General features: G+C 42.0%; 23 protein-coding genes and 2 pseudogenes. 2 read left to right on the forward strand and 23 right to left on the reverse strand.

The annotated features are described in order from the left end of the window. Window positions 1–136: 136 nt before the first annotated feature. The 22 genes and pseudogenes from K7887_RS19505 to K7887_RS19610 all read right to left on the reverse strand — a co-directional run bounded on the left by K7887_RS19505 (window position 137) and on the right by K7887_RS19610 (window position 18245). Window positions 137–523, reverse strand: coding sequence for a DUF8042 domain-containing protein (locus K7887_RS19505; RefSeq protein ID WP_223491266.1), 387 nt, complete (start codon window positions 521–523; stop codon window positions 137–139). A gap of 9 nt (window positions 524–532) precedes the next feature. Further along, window positions 533–886, reverse strand: coding sequence for a flagellar protein FliT (locus K7887_RS19510; RefSeq protein WP_223491267.1), 354 nt, complete (start codon window positions 884–886; stop codon window positions 533–535). Continuing rightward, window positions 886–1287 carry a flagellar export chaperone FliS gene (gene fliS, locus K7887_RS19515; RefSeq protein WP_223491268.1) on the reverse strand — a complete coding sequence of 134 codons (402 nt, stop codon included), beginning with the start codon at window positions 1285–1287 and terminating at the stop codon, window positions 886–888. The genes K7887_RS19510 and fliS overlap by 1 nt, the downstream gene beginning before the upstream one ends. Window positions 1288–1306: 19 nt before the next feature. Further along, on the reverse strand, window positions 1307–3061 hold the full coding sequence (locus K7887_RS19520; protein ID WP_223491269.1) for a flagellar hook-associated protein 2: 1755 nt from the start codon (window positions 3059–3061) through the stop codon (window positions 1307–1309). Between the two features lie 12 nt (window positions 3062–3073). Beyond that, a complete protein-coding gene (gene flaG, locus K7887_RS19525; protein ID WP_223491270.1) occupies window positions 3074–3421 on the reverse strand; it encodes a flagellar protein FlaG in 348 nt (115 codons plus the stop codon). 58 nt (window positions 3422–3479) lie between these two features. Next, a complete protein-coding gene (locus tag K7887_RS19530; protein WP_223491271.1) occupies window positions 3480–5051 on the reverse strand; it encodes a DUF4046 domain-containing protein in 1572 nt (523 codons plus the stop codon). A gap of 469 nt (window positions 5052–5520) precedes the next feature. Continuing rightward, window positions 5521–5634 (reverse strand): annotated as a pseudogene (locus K7887_RS19535) (flagellin); the annotation flags it as partial. A gap of 344 nt (window positions 5635–5978) precedes the next feature. Beyond that, on the reverse strand, window positions 5979–6803 hold the full coding sequence (locus K7887_RS19540) for a flagellin N-terminal helical domain-containing protein (protein WP_223491272.1): 825 nt from the start codon (window positions 6801–6803) through the stop codon (window positions 5979–5981). Between the two features lie 274 nt (window positions 6804–7077). Then, window positions 7078–7284 (reverse strand): annotated as a pseudogene (locus tag K7887_RS19545) (flagellin N-terminal helical domain-containing protein); the annotation flags it as partial. A 171-nt stretch (window positions 7285–7455) separates the two neighbouring features. After that, window positions 7456–7683, reverse strand: a complete 228-nt coding sequence (csrA, locus tag K7887_RS19550) for a carbon storage regulator CsrA (protein WP_088019536.1) — start codon at window positions 7681–7683, stop codon at window positions 7456–7458. 15 nt (window positions 7684–7698) lie between these two features. Then, complete coding sequence (gene fliW / locus K7887_RS19555; protein ID WP_223491273.1) at window positions 7699–8136, reverse strand: flagellar assembly protein FliW; 438 nt, start codon at window positions 8134–8136, stop codon at window positions 7699–7701. Window positions 8137–8148: 12 nt separating this feature from the next. After that, window positions 8149–8742 (reverse strand): DUF6470 family protein, encoded by a 594-nt coding sequence (locus tag K7887_RS19560; RefSeq protein WP_223491274.1) that lies wholly within the window; start codon window positions 8740–8742, stop codon window positions 8149–8151. 86 nt (window positions 8743–8828) lie between these two features. Next, the gene (flgL, locus tag K7887_RS19565; RefSeq protein ID WP_223491275.1) at window positions 8829–9707 is read right to left on the reverse strand and encodes a flagellar hook-associated protein FlgL; all 879 of its coding nucleotides are present in this window, start codon (window positions 9705–9707) and stop codon (window positions 8829–8831) included. Between the two features lie 9 nt (window positions 9708–9716). After that, on the reverse strand, window positions 9717–11579 hold the full coding sequence (gene flgK, locus K7887_RS19570; RefSeq protein WP_223491276.1) for a flagellar hook-associated protein FlgK: 1863 nt from the start codon (window positions 11577–11579) through the stop codon (window positions 9717–9719). 11 nt (window positions 11580–11590) lie between these two features. Next, complete coding sequence (gene flgN / locus K7887_RS19575; RefSeq protein WP_223491277.1) at window positions 11591–12055, reverse strand: flagellar export chaperone FlgN; 465 nt, start codon at window positions 12053–12055, stop codon at window positions 11591–11593. A 25-nt stretch (window positions 12056–12080) separates the two neighbouring features. Continuing rightward, the gene (gene flgM, locus K7887_RS19580) at window positions 12081–12344 is read right to left on the reverse strand and encodes a flagellar biosynthesis anti-sigma factor FlgM (protein WP_223491278.1); all 264 of its coding nucleotides are present in this window, start codon (window positions 12342–12344) and stop codon (window positions 12081–12083) included. A gap of 65 nt (window positions 12345–12409) precedes the next feature. Beyond that, window positions 12410–12823: a TIGR03826 family flagellar region protein gene (locus K7887_RS19585; RefSeq protein WP_223491279.1), complete on the reverse strand. Its 414-nt coding sequence runs from the start codon at window positions 12821–12823 to the stop codon at window positions 12410–12412. A 61-nt stretch (window positions 12824–12884) separates the two neighbouring features. Beyond that, window positions 12885–13598 (reverse strand): ComF family protein, encoded by a 714-nt coding sequence (locus K7887_RS19590; RefSeq protein WP_223491280.1) that lies wholly within the window; start codon window positions 13596–13598, stop codon window positions 12885–12887. Then, window positions 13595–15088: an ATP-dependent helicase ComFA gene (locus K7887_RS19595; RefSeq protein ID WP_223491281.1), complete on the reverse strand. Its 1494-nt coding sequence runs from the start codon at window positions 15086–15088 to the stop codon at window positions 13595–13597. The genes K7887_RS19590 and K7887_RS19595 overlap by 4 nt, the downstream gene beginning before the upstream one ends. 269 nt (window positions 15089–15357) lie before the next feature. Next, window positions 15358–16200, reverse strand: a complete 843-nt coding sequence (locus tag K7887_RS19600; protein WP_223491282.1) for a DegV family protein — start codon at window positions 16198–16200, stop codon at window positions 15358–15360. Window positions 16201–16357: 157 nt separating this feature from the next. Continuing rightward, window positions 16358–17077: a response regulator gene (locus K7887_RS19605; protein WP_223491283.1), complete on the reverse strand. Its 720-nt coding sequence runs from the start codon at window positions 17075–17077 to the stop codon at window positions 16358–16360. Window positions 17078–17102: 25 nt separating this feature from the next. Continuing rightward, a complete protein-coding gene (locus K7887_RS19610; protein ID WP_223491284.1) occupies window positions 17103–18245 on the reverse strand; it encodes a sensor histidine kinase in 1143 nt (380 codons plus the stop codon). 357 nt (window positions 18246–18602) lie between these two features. Here K7887_RS19610 and K7887_RS19615 point away from each other — a divergent pair, with 357 nt between their 5' ends. After that, on the forward strand, window positions 18603–19238 hold the full coding sequence (locus K7887_RS19615) for a YigZ family protein (protein WP_223491285.1): 636 nt from the start codon (window positions 18603–18605) through the stop codon (window positions 19236–19238). A 24-nt stretch (window positions 19239–19262) separates the two neighbouring features. Continuing rightward, window positions 19263–20258, forward strand: a complete 996-nt coding sequence (locus K7887_RS19620; protein WP_223491286.1) for an LCP family protein — start codon at window positions 19263–19265, stop codon at window positions 20256–20258. Between the two features lie 429 nt (window positions 20259–20687). Here K7887_RS19620 and K7887_RS19625 read toward each other — a convergent pair whose 3' ends face one another. Further along, window positions 20688–21749 carry a glycosyltransferase family 4 protein gene (locus K7887_RS19625; protein ID WP_223491287.1) on the reverse strand — a complete coding sequence of 354 codons (1062 nt, stop codon included), beginning with the start codon at window positions 21747–21749 and terminating at the stop codon, window positions 20688–20690. Window positions 21750–22244 lie beyond the last annotated feature (495 nt).

Consider the following 22244-nt stretch of genomic DNA (forward strand, 5'->3'; position numbering starts at 1 on the left):
GCGGGGTCTCAAGTCTACCACTATCTCCTTCGGAGTCTCACGTCTTGCACTTCAGTCAACAGGAGCGAATTGCAAACTCAAGTGTTCCCTCTTTTATAAGGAGAAAAATAAAAACCCTCCAAAAATTTATGGAGAGTTAGTGGGCGATGTGTGGGAGGATATGGTGTTGAATTTCGTTTTTCCAGTTTTCATATACTGGTTTGATATAGGTTTTCAATGCTTCTTTTTCAGGTGCGGTATTTTGTTCGAAATGCCCGATTTGTTCGAGTTCATCTACAAGTTCACCAAATTGGGCAATAATCTGAAGAGCCTCTTCGTTTTTTTCAAAAAGAAGAACTAGGTTTACGTGCGCTTCTGCAATTTTACCGATAGCCTCGTAGCTGTCTAGCACAACCTGATGAGTTACAGGTGCGGAGGCATTTTGGTTTTCGTCACTCAAATAGTCGAAAGCTTCTTCCACGGTCTCAAGCAGAGCATTATATTTCTTCAATAATAAAAATTCACCTTCTGTCAAATCAGCCATCCTGTACACCTAGTTTCTTTTGTCATAATACATTCCGTCTGCTGTTGGAGAGCTATATGCTTGTCCATATGCCTTCGCAGTCTTTTTGGATTGCTGGATTTGCGCCCACTCCTGCTTCAGCTGTTTATGGAAACTTTCAAGCTTGGGCGTTACCTGTTGGCTTGCAAGCGCAACCTTTTTCCCGAGCGCCATTTCTGTTTCTGAAAAGGGTGGCGCAAGTCGCTGAAGTAAGGAGTCTCTGACCTGCAACACCTTATCTATCTCTTCCAAGAAAGAGTCCCGGTTATCCTCGGAAGGTAATGGCCCATCCAGCAGCGTCAAAAGATGGTTAGTGACTTTATCCAGGTTTTCCACGACGTTCATTACGCCTGTCCACCTTGAGCAAATGCTTGCTGGCGGTTTGCCTGGATTACCTGCTTCCAGGCATCACGGAACTCCATCATAAGTCCTTCCACTTCGTCTAGGATAGAAGGATCATTCTTAAGGTTTGCTTCAATCAGGCGACGGTTCATATAATCATACATTGTCATCATCGACTTCCCTACATCATGACTAGTATCCAATGTAACCATCAGTTCCTGAACAATTTTCTGAGCTTTAATCAGGTTCGTGTTTTTCATTTCAATTTCTCTATCTTCCATTCCCTTTTTGGCAAGTTTCATAAACTTGATAGCCCCATTATAAAGCATCAACGTCAACTCACCAGGCGTAGCGGTGTTGACGGAATTTTGCTGATAGGCTTGGTAGGGGTTTTTCATTGCCATAGTTGTTCACTCCTTGTTATCAGCCACTGAAAAATTGACTCATTAATTGCGTGGATTGTTGGTTTGATTGTCCGATAGCTTTTTCCATCGCGGTAAATTGGCGCCAGTAGCGTTCTTCGACTGTTTGCATTCTGCGTTCGAATGCGGAGATGCGTTGGTCGACGTTTAATAGTTCACGGCCGATGGTGAATTGTTGGGCGGTACGGCTTGCGTTGCCGGCGCGTGCTTCTATTCCAGATATGGTGGATTCCGCTGCATCACGTAACTTCCGGGCTATCCCCAGTCCTGTGCCGTTTTCACCGTTTGAGGTGAACATCTGCATTACTGAATTTGGGTCATTAGCAATGGCCGATTTCAGCTTATCCTCATCAATAATAAGCTTTCCTTTGTCCCGATAATTCGAGCTTGTTGTTATCCCGAGCTGAGCAAGTTGATCATATTGTCCAGTTAATCCTGAAACGTTCTCATACAAAGCCGATCTCATTTTGCCTAATCCGGAAGATAAGATGGAATCATTTCGGAGCAACCCACTTCTTGCCTTCTCTTCCCACTGTTCAATCTGTTTTTCCGACAATGCTTCTTTTTCTTCATCCGATAACGGTTTGTAATCGCGATAGACAGGTTCACCAGTCTTGCCGTTGATTTTTTCAATCAGTTCATTGTATTTAGTGATATAGTCCTTTATTGCATTGAAGGTCTGATCGGTGTCGTTCGCGACGTTAATGTTCGCTGACTCACCTGGTGCCATATTTTCTTTTAGATTAAAAGTCACACCGTTAATAGTGAAAGTGTTAGAATTACGCTGAGTGGTCACTCCGTTAATTGTAACAGATGCAGCCGTACCACCATTCTCATTGCTTTGATCAAGATTCATGACACCTGTTAAAAACGCCCCTTGAAATTCAATTTCTCTGCCAGCATCATTGAAATTACCGGCCTCCCTTTTACTTAAGACTAAACCACCGTTATATTCATCATAAAACGCAGTAAGTCCAATGGAAGAGGCGTTTATTTTGGAAACCATTTCGTCCATCGTAGTGTCTGCATGGAAATTAAACTCGTTATCCTGCGCTTCCCCTGCCTGGTTGTAGGTTGTGATGGAAAAACGATAATTAGCAGGCACTTCCACCACTGCCCCATCATCTAAGGTGTTATTAAAAACGATCTCGCCTGTCGTTTCATTGTAATATGCTTGATTTTTTCCGGTTTCAAACTGGTCTGCACTGTCCACCATCGTATAGGTAATCATTTCATCTGCACTATTTTTCACTTTAACTAAGGACATATCGTCTCTGTCAAGTCCAGTCCCAACTTGAATACGATCTGTAGCTCCAGTTAAAGTGGTGGCAGGAACGATTGGTGTGAGCAAATCATAATTTGCAATTTCTCCCCTTTGCTCCCATAGACTTTTTGTGGTATCAAGCTTGTTTGTACCCTCCATCATGGAAGAGGTAGAGCTATTTGTGGCTACTGTTGCAACCTGAGCATCTGTAATAGTATAGGAAACATTCGCTGCAGATGTAGTAGCTGTAGCCGAAACCTTGTTGTTTGTAGAAGTTACCTGTTTTTGCGAGTAGGTACGTTGCAATGTCATATCAAAAGAAAGATTACGGAAATCGTTCAATAATCTATTTGTCTCGCGGTAGTCATCCCGCTTCCACTCCAACAGTTGCTTCTGCTGTGTCAGTTTATTCATTGGCATACGCTGGGCTTTCATTAGGTCACTGACCATCTGATTAATATCCAACCCACTTTGAAATCCGGTTAATCGCATATTTTTCACCGCCTATATCTTTTTATCAACGAACAACCCCATATACTCGGTCATCGCCGCATACATATCTAAAAACTTCTTGGAAGGAATCTCCCTTATAACCTCATCAGTGGCAGCATCCACCACTGTCACATAATACTCATTCAAATCATCATGTAGCTCAAACCGTACAGATACATTCATCGGCTTCATAAAATCGTTCATTCCGTCGACGATTGTTTCCATCTGTTTTCTGATCTGTTCAGGATTAGCCTGCTTTGTTTGATCAATTGATACATCGACTTTAGTTGAAACTGTTCCTTGATTTTGTGCTCTAGTTGCGGGATCTATGATGACGCCTCCAATTGGCGAAATGTGCATACGGGTCCCCTCCGTGAAATATATACTCTATTAGTATTATCGGATAATAGTCTCGAACTTAAAGAAGAGATTTAAATTTATTCTTGATACCTTCAAACCCGATGTCTTTAAAATCTTCTGGTAGTATTGGCAAAAATGCGTATCCATCCTGCTTTCTGTAGTAATCTATTTTTCTATCAGCCTTTTCTTTGTAGCCCTTGTATTTATTGCTATGATAGAGTCCGAAATATTCTACAATAATGGTTTGTTGTCCTTGATTGATTATCCAGTCCGGGTAGTAGCCCTCATTACTTGATGGGTTAATAAATTTAATCTTTTCTCTTGTAATTACTGCTTCCTGCAACCATCCACAAAGGAAGTTGTGGATTTGCAACTCTTCCATGGAATCACAGAGCTGACCGTCGACTCCCACTAACAATTTGAATTCTTCAGGAGAGAATGTATATTCCGGAAAGGCTTCCGTAATCCAAAGGTGAAATTTGCTATCATAATGTCGATCTACCAAACTAATAAACCTTGGGAAAAACTTTCGAAAATAAGACCTTGTTAGAGCGGGAAGGTCCTCACGCGAAATGCTTCTCTTTTCACAAAAGGAACGTAATGCTTGAATTCTATTTTCCCTACTGTACCAATACCTATTAGGGACCCGCTGGAATTCTGTTACTTCAAATTGCCCTGGATATAGTGTGTTAACCAGTTCAATAGGTGAGGCATTAAATTCTTGAATGAGTCCGTATAGACCTTGTTCTCGGAAAAAGGATTTCGTGAAGTATTTGGGTATATCATGATGAGGAATATTGTGTTTTTTAAGTAGTGAGTCGATAGTTGTTTTTATATTGTGGATATCTTTCCAATATCTATTGGTTTTGCGGAATTGATCTAACGTGAAATCTGATGGGAAAAGGGATAATAATAATTGAGAGGGTGAGCCATTATGTTTTTTTAATAGAGTAGACAATCCATACTTAATTAACATCTCTTGAGTGACTTTAATTGGTAGTTGGTTAAAGTTAATGTTTTCTTCATTAATAATCTCCATAATTCTTTTTCGAGCATGATTAGGGTTATTCCAGTACCTTTGAGGAACGCTCTCAAAATCAGAGACATTAAATTCATCAGGGTATAAAGCATTTATTAAGCGAAGCGGAGAATGGCCATATCTTTTTAGCGGATTAGAAAATCCCCAACTTACTAGAGTCTCCACCTTTGCTACCTGAGGAATATCTTGGTGAGTATACCCTTGTTTCTGAAGGCATTGCTCAAAATATGTCTTTATATTTTTTGTGTCAGACCAGTACCCTTTTGTCACTCTTTGAAAATTAGTCTCTACAAAGCAATCTTTATACACAAATTTTATTAATTTTGGAATAGAACGATAATGATTTAAAAGTCCAAATAACTTATACTCCTTGAATGATTTAGTAGTTAATAACGGTATTTGTTCACGCTTTGATTGTATGATTCCCTCAACTGCATATCTGAAAATAAGAATAATGTTTTCTTTATTTTCTAATGTACCCTTAGGAAAAGACTTCCTTTTACCTCTTAGGATTTCCATATAAAACTTAACTACTTCTTTTTTCATTATTTCGTCTAAAGGCATTGAACGATAGATATCTAAATTATCCAATTGATACACCTCCTATAATTCAATTATACCACAGAAAGAACATATGTTCTGAACATAGACAAAGAAAAAACCCGGAGTATCCAGGCTTTTTCTTGTAAAGATTAACGAAGAAGTTGTAAAACGCCTTGTGGTTGTTGATTCGCTTGCTTTGCGACTATGTCTTTCGATCATAGAATAGACTATATCTTCATCCTATTAATATAGGAGCTGGGCACTTCGAACAGTTAGACTGACCTACGAGATTCATAGTCATAGCTCTCGCCTTAGACCGTGTTCTCTAGTCGTTGAACCTTCTCCATCCTTTCGGAACAGGAGCTTGGCTGCTGATTATCCATTTTTTATCCTCATCATTTTCAAACCGTCACGCTTACCGTTTCCAGTTTCGTTGTGGTTGAAGAAGCTTTAGGAAGTTCCAGCAATTCACCCAGTTATACTCTAGCTCGTTACCGTGCTAGACGCCCTCTAATCATCATCTCAAGAGTTGAAGTACACCTTGAGGCATTTGATTCGATTGAGCTAACATCGCTTGTGATGCTTGTGAAAGAATAGAATTCTTTGTTTGCTCCATCATTTCTTTCGCCATCGTGCGAACATTTACTTTCATAAATGACTAGACTATATCTTCACCCTCACACATTTGTAGGGGTCGGGCACTTCGGATTCACAGTGCTGATGGACACCATTTCACCTATGGATTTCATCATCATAGCTTTTCGCCTTAGATGGTTTATCCTAGTCGTTGAACCTTCTCCACCCTTTCGGAACAGGAGCTTGGCTGCTGATTGCCAAATCTTTTCTTTTTTTCAAACCTTCACGCCTGTCGTTTCCAACTACGTTGTGGCAAGAAAAGCTCTAATGGGTTTCCAGCAATTCACCCGATAATAATCGCTAACCGTTACCAGTCAGGACGACTGTGCTTGTTGCTGCCTATGCAGCTAAAGCATAATCAACGTCACGGATACGAGATTCCGCAGCTGTTAGGTTTTCAGAAGATGTGTTTAGGTTGTTTATTGTGTGCTCCAGACGGTTCTGAACGGATCCTAAGTTAGCTCTTTCAGTAGAAACAGTTTTTATTGCATCATCTAGTGCTTCTACAGATAATTGTGCTTTATCTTTACTTAAAATATCGTTACCGTTTACTCCTAGAGCAGTTGAATCCATATTTCCAATTGATAAGTCAATCGTTTGATCTTTGTTTGAACCTATTTGGAATTTTGCTGCAGTTGCCGTTACTGCAATCGTACTATCTGCATCTCCACCAAAACTTGTTGTAGTTAGTGCATTATTAGCAGTAAAGGAGAAACCTAGTTTATCAAAATTAATTGTACTTGAATTTGTCCCTGTTGGGGCAATAATATTATCTAAAACTTGTGTTGTTGAGTTTCCATCACTATCAGTAAATGTAGCAGTTAACTCAACTCCGGTAGTACCCGCAGCTGATGATAAAACTATGTTACCTACCCCTGAACCACCAACATTGTAACTAGTAACACCTGAAGCAGCTACAATATCTGCACCCGCAGTAGCTGTAGCTCCAAATCCACCTTTTAATAGCGTTTTGGTATTAAATTGTGTTTGGTCTGCAATACGAGTAACTTCACTTTTCAGTTGTTGGAACTCTTTATCAAGAGCACCTCTATCATCGTCTGTATTTGTCTCATTTGCAGATTGGACTGCTAACTCACGCATACGCTGTAGAATATCATGCGTTTCGTTTAAAGCTCCCTCGGCTGTTTGAATCAAAGAAATCAAAAATGTTATCGCAGTGGCTTTTTATCCTCTGCTTCTTTATGTTTCCATAAAGTTCAGGTCATATCTTCACCCCGTTAGGGTGCCCCGCGCTCGTGGGTGGGTTATCGGTACGGTTCCTCACCACCTGACCGTCACACCTTCCTAGCTACTGCTTTCCCGATTCACTAGACTTGGCTCGGTATTGCCCACCATCCACTTCTCAGTTGGTTTGGGGTTCCACCGAATTCACGGAGTTTTCATTTAAGCATTGCTGCTTAAAGCGGCATTTCTATTTACCGTCTTGTGCATTTCGGGAAGCTTGATCAAGACCACGTACTTGCGCTCTCATTTTCTCAGAAATCGCCAAACCTGCAGCATCGTCCCCAGCACGGTTAATACGTAAACCAGAAGACAATTTCTCCATAGACTTCATTTGGCCTGCAGTTGCAGAACCCAATTGACGGTGCGTGTTCAACGCAGCGATATTGTGATTAATTCTCATTATATTTTTCCTCCTTGAGTTGTCGCCGATTTCACGTCCTTGTGTAATCGGTGTTAGATTTGCAGATAGGTCAAAAGTCGGCCGCTTTTTGATTCTATTTGCTTACATGTTTTATATCGGCCTATCTCGACAACTGTTAATAGGGTTGGAGAGAATTTTTTACAGATTGCATCATTTTTTTAGTTGGTTGCTTAAAGCTTGCAGTAGATCCAGGGAGGAGTGGGATGCTGCGTTGTTTTCCTCTTGAATGGAAAGGTAGATTTCTTTTCTATGTATCTCGATATGCTTTGGTGCTTGGATGCCGAGCTTTACTTGGTCACCATTTATACTGAGGACGGTAATCTCTATGTCATCACCAATTTTAATGGCTTCGTCTTTCTTGCGTGTTAATACTAGCATGCGGTCTCCTCCTTTCTATTTTGCTATCGCTTCCGGAAACAGATTATGCTTCGTCTGATAAGGACTGCCTGTCAGGATTACTTGTTTACCAAGCTTCTTTTTCACGTTTATCACGACTGGTGCCTGTAAATTGGCTGTCGTTAAATGGAAGGGGTCTACCATAGTCAAAACAGTATAAACAGTCACATCTTCAGCTGAATCAAGTTCGAGGGCATTCACCGCCTGATTCTCTAAATTAAAATCATACTCTGGGTAGAAAGTGAATGGATTCGTCAACACAAATCCGAGATCAGGTGTCTGGACCGATTGCAAAATAAAAAACGTTCCGTCCTCTGAAAAAGGAATCACCGCGAACTCCTTCTCCTCCAAAAAACCTGGCAGCCCATTCGGGAACCTGATCACTTCTTCTTCCAACACTTCTATCAATCCATGATACTTCGTTTCTATTTTCATCGTTTCACAACCTTAAATTTTTTGTTCGTAGCCGCCTGTGCCGACATGGCGCAGGTTCTCAAAATCTATCTCCAATGATGGATGATTGGCCAAGCTGACCTGTGTCGAACCAGGTGTGTAATCGTGTACCGGTTTGTTTATCTTCGCATCTATTATAGGTTTTCGTTCTTGCACATCAATTTCCACTTTGCCTGGTACATAATTTATTTTCACACTAAAGTGCGATGGAATCCAGCCAATGTTGAATTCTTTTGGAAGACCCTCACTGTTTCTCTTAGCCTGACGAACAATAGCTCCACCGCCATTTTCAATCTGCATCAACTCGTTTCCGTCCTGCGCAACCCGTGCCAGACCTGCCAACCAGTCCTGCCGTCCAAGCTGCGCCGCTTCTTCAATGCGCCTGCCCACACTCTTCAAATCCATATCCTCTCTCGCCTGGGTCTGATCTATCGTCAACCTCCCAGGCGTTCTCCTCATCGTCAACTCTGCCTTAGGTTGCTCAATACTCAACTCCGCTCTCGGCTTCTCAATTTTCTGAACAGGCTTTTGAATCTGCAACTCAGTTTGCGCAAACGTCGACCGCAACCGTATTTGAGGAAATAGCATGTATCCACCAGCTCCTTCATACCAAAATAAAAACTGCCCCAGAAACAACTGCCATCAAACAGCTCCCTCCAAGACAGTTCCTCACCCTACCTTAAAAAATCCAACAACGTAGGCTGAATCACACGCGCACCCACACCAAGAGAAGCGCGATGCACGCTCTCCTGCGACGTCAAATCCGTAATGACCTTCTCTATATCTGCATCTTCATTATCAGACAAGATTCGTGTAGCCACCACTTCCTGATATCCAATGCGATTGTCTACCATTTCCAACCGGTTGTAACGGGCACCTAATTCCGAACGCTCTGCTGAAATCGTATCAGCAGCCTTATCAAATCGTCCCATCAGATTCTTCAAAGCATCCGTATCACTGGTCTCAAGTGCCGACTGAAGTCCATTCCAAATCTCCATCATGTCCTTATTAAATACATTTTCTGTATTGATATTGGACTGTAGCTTGATGCCACGGGAAACCTCCACCTCGAACGGAGAGTTTTCCGTGCTTACAGACGTAGGATCATTTGCGTCCGTGATACGAGGCTTATCAATTGCTGTGCCGTTGAAAATGTATTTTCCCGCAACCTGCGTGTTAGCAACCTGCACAAAATCATGTTTCAGCTGCTCAATCTCTTTTGCCATCGCCTGACGATCTTCTGGAGAATATGTATCATTGGAACCTTGCACCACTAACTCACGCGCACGGTGCATGACACTTTGCACGTGATCCAATGCCGCTTCGGAGTTTTCCATCCAGGCATACGATTCACTTAGGTTCCGTTTGTATTGTTCAAGCTCCGTCAAGTTTGTACGGTAGTACATCCCTTTCATCGCCACGACCGGGTCATCGGATGGTCTGGAGATTTTTTTACCTGTAGAAAGCTGTTCCATCAGTTTGCCCATTTTACCGTAGCTTGTGCTTAATTGACGCAGTGAGTTCTGCGTCAGCATGCTCTGTGTTACTCGCATCTATCTAACCTACCTTCCGCCTATTCCCATGCCGTTTATTATTTTATCTAAAAGTTCATCCGTTAACGTGATCATTCTCGCAGATGCGTTGTATGCATGCTGGTACTGAATCATGCTTGTCATCTCTTCATCCAGTGACACGCCACTTACCGATTGTCGACGCTGATCTACTGCAAGCTTCAATGTCTCACTATTATAGGAAAGTCGATTTGCTTCCTGAGCATCTACTGCCAATCCGCCGATGACACTCTCATAATAGTTTTGGAAAGTAGTAGACACGCCATTTAACTGAAGCGAACGGGCTTTTACTTCTGCAAGAGCTACTGCGTTGCTGCCATCTCCAACACGCCCACCGACCTGTCCGACTTTCGGGATGTCTACATTGATGAAGTTCCCTTTTGAAACATCTTCAAGACGAACCTTATCCAAATTAAAATCAACCGATGGGTTTCCGTTCTCGTCCGTGAACTCCTCAGACAATCCAGCTCCCAGTTGTTCAAGACTTGCAAAATTACCCGAAGTTTTCAGTTCTTGTTTTGGCGACTGCGCTGCATCATAGACCGTATAAGTAAACTGCTGAACCCCAGCAGCATCTACAGTAGACTGCACAGTAACAGAGACATTTTCCACGCCGTTAAAACCATGAAATTCCCCTGTTGTGATGATCCCTTTGTTGTAGCCCGAAGCCGCGATATTGTCCAAGGATTGAACGATATCCGCTGAAACAGTGAAAAGTTTTGCCGCATCCTTTTTGTTATCAGCACTAATGTCTGTATTTTTAAACTCAAAGAACTTGAACGCCGTATGCTCTCCGGTCTCTATACTTGAAATGCTCCAGCCCGATTCATGAACCCTGTTAATCTCCTGGGCAAATTCATAGGCCACTGTATCAAGATGGTTTAGCATATCAGGGTATAGACCCTTTTCTGTATTGCCTTCCATGAAGCCGTAGGAATCTATTAGGCCGCGCAGTTTACCGGAAGCCTGCATGCTGCCAATTCCAAAGCTTGTATCACCAAGGCTGTATCCGTCCACCAGTTCCGTATCATAACGATACTCTAGTGATAGGCTGTTCACTTTAAGTGTTGTTGCATCGACCAGGTTGCCGATTTTGCGACCAGAATCGTCTACCATATCAATAGTAAACTTTCCTTCCGCGATACTGCTAGGATTGCCGCCACTGCCTACTGTAGAAGTTTTTATATTAACCAGCTGGGATAGCTCGTCCACTAACCGGTCCCTTTCATCGTAAAGGTCGTTAGCAAGATATCCATGTGGCTCAATTTCACCAATTTGCTTATTAATATTATTTATCTGTTGGCTTAGTGCGTTAACTTGCTTCAGCGTGACATCCATCTCATTTTTAATATCACCTTGAACCGAGCTCAGGGAATCTGATAAGAATCGGAACGTTTCAGAAACCGCCAATCCGCGCTGCCTCACTACAGAACGTGCACCTGCATTAGTAGGATTGACCGCCAGATCTTGAAACGACTGCCAAAAACGATCTAATGTCGTAGAAAGTCCTGTCTCTGATGGTTCGTTCATGATCTCTTCCATCTTTTGCAGCGAATCTGCACGAGATTCCCAATAGCCAAGCTTATTGTTTTCCCCGCGATACTGGGTATCCAGGAAACTCTCCCTCACACGTTGGATGCTGCCCGCTTCTACCCCTGTCCCAATCTGCCCCGGAATCTGAGGACGATTTAATGATGGAGCTGGATATGGCTCGGTTTGAACGAAATTCACCCGTTGTCTCGTATAGCCAGGGGTGTTGGCATTGGCAATGTTGTGACCAACCGTCTGAAGGGCAGTTTGCTGGGTAACCAGACCACGTCTCGCAACTTCGAGACTATGAAATGTTGAACGCATAGATGTTCCTCCTAAGCTCTTGAATCGAATAGCGAGCGCGCTGGAGCACTGACACTTTTTTTCGTATTCGCAGGTTTTTCGTAGTTTACCGCATTCGGCTGCGGATTTAAGGTATTTAAGGTCATCGTGACGAATTGTAGGGATTGCTGAAGCAGGAGCTGATTAAGCTCGTTTTGATTTTGGATGTTGCCAATTGTTTCAGTCAGCCTAGCTTTCAGGTCTTGCAGGGCACTTTTTTCCGATGGGGTGGCCATTTCCGCAAGCTCAGTTACCGTTTTTCCCTCTGACAGCTCCGTTCGTTGCTTCTCTAGCTGGACTATCGCTCGCGTATATTGTTTTTCTTCCCTTGTAAGCTGTTGTAATTCTTCTACCTTGTTCGCCTTTACAATCTCTTCTTTCCGCACAGTAAGTTCATAGAGGTAGGCATGCAAGGTCAGCATTTTTTCGAGTATGGTTATGATGGTTGGAATCGACATAATTTCTCCTTGTTTTGTGGCTCTATTATTTATTAAAATAGTAATCAATCATCTTGTTGGCGATGGCTTTTGAGTCAACTTGATAAGTGCCGTTCTCCACAGAGACTTTCAGTTTAGCGATTTTCTCCTGACGAGCTTCGGTGAATAGGGAACGTTCTTGCAGTTCTTTTGCTCTACTCGATATTTCTACCTGGTCGCTTTTTGTCTGATTCGCTTTTGCAGCATGTTGCTGTTTCATTTGATTTTTATATGGGTTAATCCCTGAAGGTCCTAAATTGTTTATTTTCATTTAATATCCCTTCCTTCCGAACAGTTTGTCTATCTATTTTATCGGCACAGTGGCCAGAATGTTTATTAAAACTTCTTATTTAAAACGTGGTATGTTTTTCCTTCTTCACGGATTGCACGTTTTCTTTCTTCTTCGCGCTCTAATTCAGAAAGCTGTCCGTGTATATCCTTTTTACAGCCCTGACAAAGCTTGTCTTCTCTAATAATCCTACCACAACGGTCGCAAGGATAACCTAAATTCGGAAAATGAGCGAGTTGAATTCGGCCTTTTCTTATAAACTTTATAATTATATATTCCTCTACTCCCGTGCCCTCCTCGACCTGATCCATCGTTGCAGTCCTGTTTTCTCGTTGGCGGATGTATTTGTAAACAGTATTGTACTTCGCTTCCTCTTCTTTATAGCACGTTTCGCATACCTCCCGAAACGCATTTTTCACATAAATCTGACCGCAGTTTGGGCAATTATCTAGTTGAGACATAACGCAACTCCCTTTCGAGCAATGAATTCTTACTCTTTATATCGTAAGGGACGGCAAAATGTTAACTGCGAACAAGCGTGTAGGAGGAAATATCCTTTGCACCGGCGTCTTTTAGGACTTTTGCCGCCATTCGTACTGTGGTTCCTGTTGTGTAGATGTCATCTATGAGGAGGATGCTTTTACCCTTTACCGGTTCTGGGTCTGGGACGTAGAAAGTATTCTCCCGTTCCATTCTCTCTTTTCGTGCTTTTTTTGATTGTTTTTCTGAGTTGAATCTGGAGAGTAGTTCTTCCGGCTTACCAGGTAAAAGCTCTGCCAAAAGAAGCGACTGATTAAAGCCACGGTCATATTTGCGATCTGCACTTAAGGGGATGGGGACAAGAATAGGATTCTCTTTATTCCTTACCGCCTCAAACGTTTCACGGAACGCTTTCTTGAAACTTTTTACAAATGTGGCATCTCCGCGGAATTTATATCTCGCTAACACTTCTTTCATATGGTCATTGTAATGGTATACGGACCGGTTCCACTGGAGAAGTCCGGTTGCGGATAGATCGTTTTCCCATCTAAAACAGTCGGAACAGAGATCTCCATGTCGATTGTCTAGTGCCACCATCGCCCACTCCCGACCACAAATTCTGCAGAGTTCTCCTGCGATTTTTTGAAAAGCACTTTCACACTCCTCGCAAACAGGGTTATGCTTTTGTAATCCTAGGAATGCGGCCCATCCAAACAAAGAAGAAACATCACCATGACAAATCAAGCAATTCCTCATTGGAAGAAGCCTCCCTTTCGTGCTTGATAATTCATCTTTCTAATTTGGTCAACCGCGGCTACCATTTCATTTGTCTTACCGTAATGAAAAAAACGGACGTCTCCACTCGGATATTGACTGCTGCGGCCAACCCTGCCAGCGATTTGCACGAGAGCACTTTCTGTAAAGACATCTTCCTCCGCTCCAAGCACTCCTACTTGGACGTTTTCTACCGTCACGCCACGTTCTAGAATTGTTGTGGTTACTAGTATTTTTATTTTACCTTCTCGGAACATCGTTACCTTCTCTTTTCGTTCAGTGTCCTTTGAATGCACACCCGCTACGAGGTTTCCATGTTCCTGAGTTAAAATTTTCACTACTTTTTCTAAAAGAGCTATGTTGGGGACAAACAAGAATATAGGGCTTCCCTTTTCCATATGTTTTCTCACCCATACACGGACATTAGCCGGTAGCAGGCCTTTTAGGATTTTCCTTTCCCATTTCCCACACCACATTAGTGTAGGGACTGGCAGTGGTTGTTGGTGGTACCTAGCCGGAATTACCACTGATTCCAAACTCTTAGCACTGACTTCCCTCTGAATTTTTCTCGATGGAGTGGCACTTAAGTAGATAAGACTCCCTTCTTCTTTTCGTGCTTTTTTTTCTGCATACTCAAGCGTTGAATCTATGGAAAAAGGAAAGGCATCGACCTCGTCAATGATGAGGGTATCAAATGCTCGGTAATAGCGGAGTAACTGGTGGGTCGTGGCGATGGTTAGTAAGGCATTTTTCGTTCTGTCTTCGCTGCCTCCATATAAAGTGACAACTTCGATGTTTGGAAAAACTTGTTTTAACCTTGGGGATAGTTCTAATACTACGTCCGTTCTTGGTGTGGCAATGCAAACACGGCCGCCTTTGCTTATTGCCGTTTCGATTCCCTTGAAAAGAACCTCGGTTTTTCCTGCCCCGCAAACTGCCCAGACGAGGAGAGATGTGTTGGACTGGATTGCTTTGACAACTCGGTCGGAGGCGAGTTGCTGACCTTTGGAGAGTGTGCCTTCCCACGAGAGGTTTACATGTTGACCCATTGAGCGAGGCTGCGGTCCTATCCACGAGATAAGCGGGGTGCATTCACTTACCCGTCCCATCATGATGCAATGGCGACAATAGGTGCACATTTGGTGACAGCGGGCACAGTTAAACGAAGCAAACAGGTTTTGATCATTGTTACCACATCGATTGCATTTGGTTCCTGTTTTGGTGGAGTGGATTCCATAATCCAGCTTTAAATATCCGTTTTGGTAATGCGTTTGGAGAGTGTCGTGGGTGAATGGGAGTTCGTCTGCTAAAAGTCTTTTGCAGGAGAGGAAGTGTTGGAGGTCTTGATTGAAGGGGAATGTTTCCTGGATGGGAGGTTGCTGAATATTAGGGATATCGGAGATTCTTCGGGTGTGGTCTGAGTTTTGGTTGGTGAATTTTATTATGTTATTCCTTGTTTGAGTGAAAAGCATTAGTATCCTCCTTGGATTCTGAATTTCAGTATTTGATGGGCTTCTTCTCCGCCCGTTTTGTTAATATTATTGGTGAAACGATCTGAGGAGCCCTCTCTAAGCCCGTTCTGCTACATTTTCGCTTCAAACGGTAACAGAGACGCCTTCTCTAAGACCGTTGTGTCAATTTTCACTGTCAAACGGTCACTGATATATATAACAAAAAAGACACCCTAAGCAACTCCCTGCTCCTGATGTCTTTCCAATCTCGAAGTTGTATCTATAAAACCCTACCGCTTATACCACCCAAGCCCCAAAGCACCTTCACCAAGATGCGTTCCTATTACCGGGCCGAAATAGCTCAAGAAGAACTCCACGTGAGGGTACTTCTGTTCAAGCTCTTTCTTCATCTCTTCTGCTTCTGCTTCACGATTCGCATGGATCACACACGCGCGCATCGGTACTCCCAAAGAAGCATCCTCATCAAACAGATCATGAATTCGCTTGACCGCTTTTTTACGAGTACGAATCTTCTCAAACGGAACGATTTTCGTATCGACAAAATGCAACAGCGGTTTGACCTGCAAAAGGCTTCCGACAATCGCTTGAGCGCTGCTTAGACGGCCACCACGTTGTAAGTGAGAAAGGTCATCTACCATAAAGTAAGCACGGTCAGATTCTTTCATGACGTTCAGTCGCTCCATAATTTGCTCTGGGGACTTTCCTTCTGCGGCCAATTCCGCCGCTTCTAATGCGTAGAAGCCTTGGATCATGCAGCTGATCTCGGAATCAAATGCATACACATCAATTCCATCCACCATATCACCTGCTGCAACCGCACCTTGGTATGTGCCGCTAATGCCGCTTGAAAGATGAATGCTCACAACGGCGTCATAGTCCTTTGCAAGTTTTTCAAAAAGGGAAACAAACTCGCCGATTGCCGGTTGTGACGTGGATGGCAGTTCTCTGCTGTTTTTGACCTCTTCGTAAAATTGCTCTACTTTGATGTCAACTTCCTCTTGGTACGATTCATTCCCGAAAATTACATTTAGCGGGATCATATGTATGTCATGCTTTTCGCGTAATTCTGCTGAGATGTAGGCAGTACTGTCTGTAACAATCGCCGTTTTCATATTGTAGACCTTCCTTATACTAAAGTATTTCTATTATCTATTATAGATTGTACATGAAACGCCAATAAGTTTCATCTATTGTTTGTTTTTTATTGGGAAAGGACAAGCCTCACACCAAAACCCCACAAAAAAACCCTGGAGAACTAAATCCCCAAGGCTACCTAACCTCTACCCAGCCATTCTTGATTGCTACAACAACAGCTTGTGTACGGTCATTTACATTCATTTTTTGAAGGATGTTACTTACATGGTTTTTAACCGTCTTTTCACTGATGAATAATGCTTCCCCGATTGCCTTGTTGCTCTTTCCGTCAGCCAACAGCTGCAGCACTTCGCATTCTCGACGAGTCAACAAGTGAAGCGGGCGGCGAATTTCAATCTGTTGATACGTTGTTGCCGTCGAGCCGCCACCATTGCTTCCACGTGAGCCGCTTCGCACACCATTTTCCGTTAAGCGACGGTATTCCCTTACAAGGTTATGCGTTACTTTCGGGTGAAGATAAGACCCGCCATCAGCAACCACCTTAACTGCATCCACTAATGCATCGGCATCCATCTCTTTTAAAAGATAGCCGCGTGCACCTGTTTGCAGTGCGTGTGTAACGTAATTCTCATCATCATGAATGGATAGTACGATGACCTTTGCTTCCGCGTTTGCTTCCACTAAACGTCTTGTAGCCTCCACACCATTTACTTTTGGCATGTTGATGTCCATGATGATGACGTCTGGATCATGCTTTTCCATTAGTTCCAGCGCTTCTTCTCCATCGTCACCTTCTGCCACAACGTGAAAGTTTGTTTCAAAATCAAGAATGCGTTTAACTCCTTCACGGAAAAGCTGATGATCATCAATAATCACGATTTTTGTCGTATCCATTCCTCTCATCCTCCCAAATACATCTTTAGCCTAACGGAATTTTGATGAAGACGGTGGTTCCTTTGCCAGAGGAGGATTGGATGTCCATTTCTCCGCTGATCAGTTCCACTCTTTCTCTCATTCCAATTAAACCAAACGACTTTTCTTTTTTTTCTGTCGTATCAAATCCTACTCCGTCATCTTTTACAATGACAATGATATGGGTAGGTTTCACTTCTAATTTTACATAGATGGAGCTTGCCTCAGCATGCTTTATGGCATTTGTCAGCGACTCCTGTACAAGACGGAACACTGCTACCTCAAGGTTCGAGGAAATACGGTGTTCCACTCCGAGGTTCATAAATTCAATCTGCGGATATCCATTATGATAATCCTCGATAGTCGAAATATATTTCTTTAAAGTAGGCACTAACCCAAGATCGTCGAGTGCCATTGGTCGAAGGTCGTAAATAATCCTTCGCACTTCATATAGAGCGGAGCGCACCATTACTTTCAGGGAGCGGATCTCTGAAAGAGCTTCCCCAGGGCCCCGCTCCCGGAAAGTCCGGTCAATCAAATCGGAGCGCATCATCACATTGGCCAGCATTTGCGCCGGTCCATCATGAATCTCTCGAGAAAGACGCCTGCGTTCCTCCTCTTGCGCTTCCATGATTTTAAAGCCAAAATCACGTTTCTCAGAGGCATCGGCAATCATCTGGCCTACTTGCTGAAGATCTCCTGTGACGTAATTTAAAATCACGGACACTTGACTAACAAGGCGATCTGCTTTCGTAATGGTTTCTTCAAGATTCAAAAGCCTGCGTTCAATCTCATTTCTTCGGTTGCGAAGCTGGGCCTCTTTTTGCGAAATTGTATGAAGCTCCAGTTGCAGCTCATGTGCATGGTCATATGCTTGTCTAATTTGATCTTCTGTATAATTTTTAAACTGTCTGCTCACTTCTGAAAGACGGTTTCTTGCATGCCGGACCTGAACCTCCAGCTTGTCCTGTTTATGGATAAGCTGTGCCACTTCCAGCTTGACCGCATTCAATTCTTTTCCGAGGTTCTCAAATTCCTTGCGGGAGCTTTCCCCGATTTCAAAAATCTCGTCCTTACTCACTTCAACGGTTTTCACCATCTGTTCAATAATCATGTCTAATTGTTTAGAGTTTATAACTTTCCGAGACATAGGACATCCTCCAAAAGACCCTGTATTCTTAAAAGAATATCGCGAATACTTCTTTATTGTTATAGTACATTATACCCAAAAGGAAGAAAGACACTATATGCTATATCATTCCAAATCTTCCAAACCTTTGTGGGGGTACCTGTCGAATATTGTCCACACTTTATTATATCGGACCAAAGTTTTACTTGTATAACATTATTATTACAATCGGATTAAACTTTGTCGATTTTTGCCACTAAAAGGAGTTATGGACTATATTTTATTTGATGTCCCTTCACCCAGCACTTATAATAGATGGAGTATGGCTTATTTTTATCATCATACAAAAGTGCCAATCATTAAAGGAGAGTTGTCAGATTGCTATCTCACTACTATACCGTAAAAGGCCAAGGAGAGCATGAAATTACCATTCAAAAATCAAGATTCATCGCTCACATAGCCCGTGCAACAACTGAAGAAGAAGCCCAAAGCTTCATCCAAGAGATAAAAAAGAAGCACTGGGATGCAACCCACAACTGCTCTGCCTATATGATCGGAGAAAATAATCAGATTCAAAAGGCCAACGACGACGGTGAACCAAGCGGCACTGCAGGCGTTCCCATCCTCGAAGTCCTTAAGAAAAAAGATCTAAAAGACACTGTAGTAGTCATTACCCGATATTTCGGCGGCATTAAACTAGGTGCAGGAGGACTTATCCGCGCTTACGGAAAAGCCACTTCAGAAGGAATTGCTGCAACAGGAATGGTAGAACGAAAATTAGTGCAAATTATGCATACAAACGTCGAGTACACATTACTAGGAAAAATAGAAAATGAATTACGTTCTTCAGCCATACACCTCTTGAAAAACATTCATTATCTCGAGGACGTAACGTTTGACGTGTATGTCGAAGAAGATAAATGTCAGGCTTACCTGGAATGGATGATAGACCTAACAAATGGAAAAGCAGAAACCACTCCTGGAGATCGTCTATACCTTGAACAGGACGTGTAAATTTATTATAGAGGAGATATAACATTGGTTAATTCTAGATATGAAAAGAAAAAGAGGAAAGGGAAAAGGTTAAAAAGAGTACTACTCGTCTTTTTAACACTTTTCTTAGCTGTAGTTGCATACGGTGGCTACCTTTTGTTTGAAACATACCAAGCCGCAAATAATGCTTATACAGAGTTGGACAGAGAAAAATCTAAGTATCGGGACAAAGAGGTGGAAATTAACAAAGATCCATTCTCCGTCTTAATTATGGGAATAGAGGATTACTCTTCCGGAGGAGAAAACGGCCGTACAGATACTTTGATTGTCGCAACACTGAATCCAAAAGAAAAAACAATGAAATTATTAAGTATCCCTCGTGATACTTTAGTGTATTATGAGCATCTTGGATATGAATCAAGGATAAACCATGCTCATGCATATGGCGGAAAAGAAATGACAATTGAAAAAGTGGAAGAATTACTTGAGGTTCCAATCGATTACTATTCAACTGTTAACTTTGAAGGTTTTAAGAATGTAATTGACATTATTGGCGGAGTAGAAGTAGAAGTACCTTTCGACTTTACAGAAAAATCTGATGTAGATAATTCCCTTCTTCAGTTTACAGAAGGTCCTATGAACTTAGACGGTGAGGAAGCTCTTGCATATGCTCGTATGAGAAAGCAGGATCCTCGTGGAGACTTTGGCCGTAATGATAGACAGAAACAGATTATCCAGGCTGCAATGAGCGAAATGCTTAAGCCTGGAAACCTGTTAAAAGTGGATGACATCGCAAAGGAAATGGGCGATAATGTACAAACTAACATTCGAGTTTCAGAAGGAATCGGTTTAAGCAAATTGTATGCAGGCTTTAATTCGTCTAGCATGGAAAACGTAACGCTTGAAGGTTCGGATGATACAAGTACAGGAGCATACTATTTTATTCCTTATGAGGAGAGTATTTTGGAAGTGAGAAGTATTCTTAAACAGCATCTCGAGATTGAAGATGCTACTGCCCAGACAGAAGAAACGACTGAATAAGGAAAAAAGACCTTGGATATGCTCCAAAATCTTTCAGGCTGTCGAGAAAGTCTCGACAGCCGTTTTTATATTCATTAACTTTAACAAATTACCGCGTTAATGTTTTATAATATATGTAGTATACATATGCGGTGATTATATTGTTTAGCACAAGAAATACAACCCAAAATGAAGTTGAATTTGTCTCGATTGAAGACTTGTCCCCCAAGATCATCTGCGCATAAAAATTGATAAGTACATTGATTTTCCCCTTCATCCTTGACCGCATACGTTCCTACTACTTCGAAGATAGTGCTGACCTTCCCCTTACTCGGGAAGATCTTTATGGTCTTTGTCTCACACACAATAAAAAAGCGCCAAACCCAACTGAGGGTCTGGCACTGACATCTATCATTCTATCAATATTTAGTTAGGTGACTCAAGTATTCATTAATGTCTTCCAAATACTTTCCTGTAGAACTTCATAAACGGCTTGTTCTGTCCATTAAAGATGCCTACAAGTTCTGCAATAAACTGGATTAAGATGATAAGCAGTACGGTAATTAAAATCGTACCCCAGATGGTCGCAGAAGTTAGGAAGATTGCACATGCTGCAAAGATGATACCAAATCCGTAAATGACAAGCACCGTATTCCTATGGGACAAACCGGAAGCAAGCAACCTGTGATGTAAATGACTTTTATCAGGTGCTGAAATTGGTTGCTTGTTCAAGATTCGGCGAATAATTGCAAATGCTGTATCGAATACTGGCACACCGAGGATAATAATCGGGATGACAAAACTGAAAAGTGTCACACTTTTATATAGCCCCAGTAGTGATAATACGGAAATGCAATAACCTAAAAACAATGCCCCGGTATCTCCCATGAAAATTTTGGCTGGGTGGAAATTATAAAACAGGAAGCCAATGGTGCTACCCAAGATAATAAGGGATAGGGTCAAGATTAACTCTTTACCGCCGAGACCTGCAATTACTGCAATGGTGCCAATGGCAATAGTGGAGATACCTGCCGCAAGCCCATCCAACCCGTCAATTAGGTTGATCGCATTTGTGATTCCGACAATCCAAAGAATCGTGATAGGGATGGACAACCAGCCTAATTCAAGGCGTTCTACGATGAACGGAATGGTAATGAAGTCAATTTTAAGGCCTGTATAAACGATAACACCTGCTGCTGCAATTTGGCCAAGAAGTTTTGTTCTCGCTTTTAGTTCATATTTATCATCAAAGATTCCAATCAGGACGATAATCAATGCTCCAATGGTAATTCCGGTGATTCTTTGGTCATAAAGACCAACAAATATATATCCTACAACAACACCAATGAAGATGGCGAGACCTCCTAAGCGAGGCATGATCTTCTGGTGGACTTTACGATGGTTCGGTTTATCGGTTGCTCCAATATAATGAGCGAATTTTATGACCAATGGCGTGATAACGAGGACAGTGATGAATGACACTACGAAAGCGAGTATTAGTTGTATATCCATTGTTGTCACCTAATTTCTTGTTCTTATTTTTAGCATTTCAAATTTGCGGAACAAACATGTCTAGTTTAATTATCCAATTGCTTGTATCGCATCCTTTGTCATTTTAACAGATATATTATTTATTGAAAATATAATCGTGTAAATGTAATAGTAGGTGTCCTTTGTTGTAATATGAATGACTTATTGCGTAATACAGTACCTAAATCTCACGTATTTATTGAGTCATATACCCCAAAACTCGTTTTTGAACGCCAATTGTATGCATAATTTACAAAACACCATACAAACTAAAAAATCTTAGCTTCTCTATTTGAGAATAAACTTACCGATTTCGTTTCACTGTTTTAAATTTTGACTCAATGGAGCTTTCAGTATGTTTTTCTGCATTTTAGCAATGATACTAATTATGTTTACCTTTACTTTTCATTAACATTCATTACATAAACAAACAAATGGCTATCGAAAATCGATAGCCATCAACATAATTAATCTTAT

This window comes from Sutcliffiella horikoshii (assembly GCF_019931755.1).
Classification (GTDB): domain Bacteria; phylum Bacillota; class Bacilli; order Bacillales; family Bacillaceae_I; genus Sutcliffiella_A; species Sutcliffiella_A horikoshii_E.